Annotated in this window: 4 protein-coding genes and 1 pseudogene; 3 read left to right on the top strand and 2 right to left on the bottom strand. The window is 55.9% G+C overall.

Translation table 11 applies throughout. From position 1 onward, the window contains the following. The 3 genes and pseudogenes from tnpB to GSQ88_RS30755 all read left to right on the top strand — a co-directional run. On the top strand, window positions 1–202 hold a 202-nt coding region (tnpB, locus tag GSQ88_RS35410), incomplete at its 5' end, for an IS66 family insertion sequence element accessory protein TnpB (protein ID WP_210253932.1). 71 nt (window positions 203–273) lie between these two features. After that, window positions 274–1,929: pseudogene (gene tnpC / locus GSQ88_RS30760) on the top strand (IS66 family transposase). Beyond that, complete coding sequence (locus GSQ88_RS30755) at window positions 1,929–2,108, top strand: hypothetical protein (protein ID WP_159011708.1); 180 nt, start codon at window positions 1,929–1,931, stop codon at window positions 2,106–2,108. Before tnpC ends, GSQ88_RS30755 begins: the two are co-directional and overlap by 1 nt. A 334-nt stretch (window positions 2,109–2,442) precedes the next feature. Here GSQ88_RS30755 and GSQ88_RS30750 read toward each other — a convergent pair whose 3' ends face one another. Both GSQ88_RS30750 and GSQ88_RS30745 read right to left on the bottom strand, forming a co-directional pair. Continuing rightward, window positions 2,443–3,885, bottom strand: coding sequence for a hypothetical protein (locus tag GSQ88_RS30750; protein WP_159011706.1), 1,443 nt, complete (start codon window positions 3,883–3,885; stop codon window positions 2,443–2,445). A gap of 394 nt (window positions 3,886–4,279) precedes the next feature. Next, complete coding sequence (locus tag GSQ88_RS30745; RefSeq protein ID WP_159011704.1) at window positions 4,280–5,203, bottom strand: FkbM family methyltransferase; 924 nt, start codon at window positions 5,201–5,203, stop codon at window positions 4,280–4,282. Window positions 5,204–5,674: the final 471 nt, after the last annotated feature.

Below are 5,674 nucleotides of genomic sequence, written 5' to 3'. Positions count from 1 at the left end.
CCGCGGCGATCTGGTCAAGATTTTATGGCATGACGGGTTAGGCATGTCGCTCTATGCCAAACGCCTGGGCCGCGGCAAGTTCATCTGGCCCTCAGCATCGGCTGGTGCGGTGTCAATCTCGGCGGCGCAGATGGCCTATATGCTGGAAGGAATTGATTGGAGGAATCCACAACTAAGCTGGAGGCCGCAGAGCGCGGGTTGAGCAGAAGAAATCTGCAGCTACTGGCATTTTGGGGAGTCACAACGCGCTCGAAATGTGATTCACTGCGTTGCATGGATGCTGATCGTGGCGCTGTTGCGGATGACATTGCGGCTCTGAAAGAGGCGTTGGCGGTCGAGCGCGCGAAGGCGTTAGAGATTGTAGCGGAGCTTGCGGTCGCCCGCGCGAAAGCCTCGGAAGACGGCGCGCTGATCGCCCAGCAGAAGCTGCGGATCGCCAAGCTTGAACGTCAGATCCACGGACAACGGTCAGAGCGATCATCGCGGCTGATCGACCAATTGGCGCTGACGTTCGAAGAGCTGGAAGCTGACGCCACAGAAGACGCGCTGGCGGCGGAACGAGCTGTCGCGAGGACGACGACGGTACGCGGATTTATACGCAAGCGCGCCGAGCGCCAGACGTTCCCCGAGCATCTCCCACGCGAGCGGGTGGTGATCGATCCGCCGACGGCGTGCGAATGCTGCGGCGGCAATCGCTTGCGCAAGCTTGGTGAGGATGTGACGCGGACGCTGGAATCGGTGCCGCGCCAGTGGAAGGTGGTCGAGACGGTACGGGAAAAGTTCACCTGCCGGGACTGCGAGAAAATCAGCCAGGCACCGGCGCCATTCCATGTGATCCCGCGAGGATGGGCGGGGCCGAGCCTGCTGGCCATGCTGCTCTATGAGAAGTTTGGCCAGCATCAGCCTCTGAACCGGCAGACCGAGCGTTACGCGCTGGAGGGCGTGCCGATCAGTCTGTCGACCGCAGCCGACGCCGTTGGGGCGTGCTGCACGTTATTGGAGCCGCTGTCGCGGCTGTTGGAAGCCCACGTCATGGCAGCCGAACGCCTCCACGGCGACGACACCACCGTGCCCGTGCTGGCCTTGGGCAAGTGCGACGTCGCGCGATGCTGGGTCTATGTGAAGGACGACCGCCCTTTCGGCGGCTCAGATCCGCCGGCGGCGATGTTTTATTACTCGCGCGATCGAAGTGGTGAGCATCCGCAGGCGCATCTGGCCAACTACACCGGCATCCTCCAGGCCGACGCCTTCGGCGGATACATCAAGCTCTACGAGCCCGAGCGAAGTCTGGGCTTATCAGCGAAGCGGCCTGTTGGGTCCATGCCCGGCGCCCGTTCTTCGCCATGGCGGATCTTGAGGAGAACGCGCGGCGCAAAGCGGCCGGAAAGAAGGAGATCGTCATCTCGCCCGTCGCCATGCAGATCGTGCGCCGCATCGACGCTCTGTTCGAGATCGAGCGCTCTATCAATGGCCAAAACGCCGACCAACGAAAGGCTGTTCGCCAGGCGCAGAGCGCACCGTTGGTTGCCGATCTGGAAGCCTATATGCGCGAGCAGTGCGCCAAGCTCTCCCGCGGTCACGATCTGGCCAAGGCCATGAACTACATGTTCAAGCGCTGGGGCCTCCTTCACACGCTTCCTCGACGATGGCCGCGTCTGCCTCTCGAACAATGCAGCCGAACGAGCGCTGCGCGGCATCGCATTGGGCAGAAAGTCGTGGTTATTCTGTGGGTCCGACCGCGGAGGGCGCCGAGCCGCCGCCATGTATAGCCTCATCGTCTCTGCCAAGATGAACGACGTCGACCCTCAGGCCTGGCTCGCCGATGTACTCGCTCGCATCGCTACCCACCCCGCCCACAGGCTCGATGAGCTGCTGCCCTGGAACTGGAAGACTGCGCAACAGCAAGGCCTTGCGGCACAGGCGGCTTGATGGGGCACGTCAACAAAGTCAGCCACGTGTTCACTCTCAGCCATGTCGCTGAGATGCTCGGCGAAGACGAGGAATGGCTGTTCGAGGTCGCCGAAGAAATGGACACCGAGGATGGCCAGCTATGGGTCGTCGGCGTCGGTGAAGACGGGGTGATGGCGTTCACCGATGATGGAATCTAGACCCTCAAAGAGCTGATCGCAATCCACAAGGACACCCCCAGCATCATCGAAAAACGCCGCCAAGCGCTTGCTGCGATGATGAAGCCGAAGGCCGAAAAGCCCGACGAGGTTTAGCTGTTAACCGGACAAACCAGCCAGCCGGCGGCCTACGCCGCATGCTTACCCATCGGGCCCCCTTTCAGGCTCTTGATTTTGGTGAGTTGGAGTGAGGGGCTCCGTGGCCGAGAACGGTCAAGAGGCCGCACCGAAACACGTGTACGATATGTCTATTTCGCGACTTTTCCCCAAGCGTAGACAGTATTTCCAATTGCAGGTAACGATCTTAAATTCAAAGCTATTTGGGTCTGTTAGCCGAATTTCTGAGAAGACACGAGTAATCGAACGCTTCAGCGACCTGGTTTGAATGCGCGGGAATTGAACACTCAGCGATGACCCCGGGATCGTCGGGCGGCATGAAAGCGAGTGATACTTGGTCTTCAGGTAAAGATTCATCCTTTAGAATCAAATCAGCGGACGCCATCGGGAAACGAAGATCGCCAATACTGATCCCGTAAGAAATGTTGGGTGGCCATTGTTTGGCTAAGGCGATCGGCCGGCGGCCGCCTTGATCCCCGAGATCATTTGAAAGTGCTCGAGCGGCATTCTGAAACGCAACAACCTTCTTGAGGTTCAGAATCGAAGGGTAAAGATCAACTCTTGTCGCGAGTAGTGCAAGTATCGAACACAAAGCCAATCCCTTGGGTACACTGGATCGTTTAGGGTCCAATGGCGATGATCTTCTCAGTGCGATATTGGCGGATACCACAAAAATGAAAAATGCGACCGTGACGAACATATGCTTTGCGATTGAATAGTTCGATCCGATTCCTACCCAAAAAAGCATCATTTGCAGGACGGCCAGACAGCACGATGATAAGCCCATGCAGCCGAGGAACATGCCCGCATCGGCCGTTTCTCGCGTCCGCAAGATCAATTTAATCGAAACGGCACTACCCAGAGTTAGAAAAGCTATTTGAGCGATCCTGTTGCCGAGGAGGTTTATATGCGCGCCACCTTCGGACTGGGCGAGCGTGTAGACATCCAGCGCGAATGGACTAGAGGCGGTCAGAATTAGCGACAGAACCGAAAATACGATGAGGCGGCCGAATATTTTCCAGCTCGATCTAGTCCATGCATGGACCAGAAGAATCATGCAATAAGCGCCGATCAATTGTTCTGCAGGCAGAAGGTGCGTTGCTACGATAATCTGCCCCATTATCAAAACAAGCAGATCGATAATTACGCCCTTCCATTTGTGAAATTGATTAAATGCAATCAGCAGGGTGAGGGCAGCTAGAGCCGATCCAACTACTTGAGCATAAAAATAGTTGTTGACGATCTGTCTTCCAAAGACGGGGCCTCGTAGCATCGCGTAACAAATCGTAATTAGGCAGGCGATTAACGGAGCGCGCCAGTTTACTCGAATGGAAATTGTGAACATGGCTAGATAGAATAGCCCCACCGACATCGACGCTACGATCGTCATGCCAAGCAAGCCCGAACCGACAACTTTGCCGACTTCTGCCGCGAGCCAATGCGATACCGGTGGATAAAATGGCAGAGGTCCAAGATTTGGAGTCGTAGCAGGGCTACCCCATTTGTCCAAATCCATGAGCGCGCGGATCAAAGCATAATGTTGCCCGGCATCGCTGCTATAAGCGTGAAACTCGTCGAATAAGATCGCTGCAGAAAGGCCCGCAACCAGTAAAGCCGCTATTGCAAACTGTCGAAGCAGCACCTTCGGGGCCTCCACTCATTTACCCACGTGGATATTTTCAGTGCATCGCCAACTTCGAAGCCGCAAGCACATAGCCGACTATTACCGAACAAGCAGGCTTGGCTATTTGATGCTCTATTTTGCAAAAGGATAGCGCATCGACAGCCTGGCCGGGGGACGAACCTCGAGAACTTCCGCTATAGGGGAGAATGGCCGACGATATCAACGGAAATTCGACCAAACAGATTGTTCCGGTAAGAACAATTTCGAATGGCGGTGCCCTAACCAGCAATCGATGCGGCGAGAATTGCGGCCGAATTCCTTAAAATCCGTTCATCTGTGAACGCCGATTACCGTTTGCTACGGGCGAGGCCGCCTCCGGCCAGTTTGTGACCGCCGCAGCAGGTAGACATTGTTACGCCGACGGCGCTAGACCTCCGACATGCTTCGGAAGCTTTCCGAGTCCAGTTGGTTTTGAGTTTGCCGTGCTCCGAGAGCGAAAACGGCTCGCCAAATCCATCCCGATAAAACGAAGATGGGTCCGCAGCGCCCGCAAAAATAGCTTTCCTTCACGAAGCGGTGAGGTTAGGCGCCAAGAGGTCGAATTTTTCAGTGTGGCAAGCTGGATTTGCAAACGCACAACTTCATCCAGCTGCTCGATTTGGACGAAATTGTCAAAGATGTTCGGCGGCAACGCGAGCGGGAGACGAAGTTCCGGGTGATCGTGGGACACGTAAAACCGGTTTAAGCCGTCAAAATAGACGAAATCATAGCCTTGCGACAGCAAGCCAGATTCCCAATCTTGATGATTTGGCTCGCCCGAGCGCGGCTTTGTTGCCTCGACGAGAATGACCCACGGACGAAATTTCTGAAGGTCCAGACCCGCCAGAACTAGTTCTTCAGCGCCTTCAACGTCTATCTTCAAGAAATGAATTGCATCTTGAGAAAATTGCTCGAGCACATTCGACAACGTTGCCGTCTGGACAATCATGCTCCTGGCCTCAAAGCCAGCTTCGATATGCGAGTTCGCGATTTGCTGGCTGAACGTTGATAGGCCTGTGTCGACAATTTCATAAAACGTCGCGTAGTCTGACTTGTCGGACAGCGCGATATTCAGGTTGACGTCGGAAGGCCTCTGGAGAGCGAACTCCCGCAAAAGGGAAGGAATCGGTTCGATATTTATGCCGCGCCATCCGCGGTCGTAGAACGCCTTGGTGACCGAATGGCAGGTTGGGTCATAAGCACCGCAGTCCACGAAAAATCCATCTTTGACGTGTCCGAGTGCGCGCCAGAGTATCACGTCTTCGTAGTTCTGGGCGTAGCTGACGAAACGGCTCATGGCTTTCTCACCTTCCGGTCTTGAGACGATCTGCTGGCCCCCGAATAGGTGTTAACTTTGAGCGAATTATGGTTAAGGGATTCTTAACATTCCTTGATTTCGCGGCCGGTTGCGTTCTAATTCGGCTAAGTCCAACCGCCCCCAGCGAGGTTGCCTTAATGGCATTGTGGTGTCGGTCGATGCGCAGGGCCAATGGTATCGCGGTGCGAGACTCTGCACTGCTGTTCGCTGCATCCGTCTGAAGACGGAGTCGAGCGATGACCTGGACGCCCTTTCGCCTGGTACATTCTGACAAACGAAACAATCGTCGATCGGACGTTGTCACAACGCGATAGCTACGAAACTAACGGCCGCAGCAAAGGCAGTTTGCGAACTCTGAGCTGGTCTCGTTTATCTGAACAAAATCTCCGCGTCGATAAGTGGAGCCTCTGCCGGGGTTAGGCCGCCAAGCGGAGTGGCGGCGGGTTGAAG

Source organism: Bradyrhizobium sp. S69 (genome assembly GCF_009766005.1).
In the GTDB taxonomy this organism is placed as follows: Bacteria; Pseudomonadota; Alphaproteobacteria; order Rhizobiales; family Xanthobacteraceae; genus Bradyrhizobium.
The sequence above is the reverse complement of the archived record's forward strand: the minus strand, read 5'-3'. Positions and strand labels throughout refer to the sequence as shown.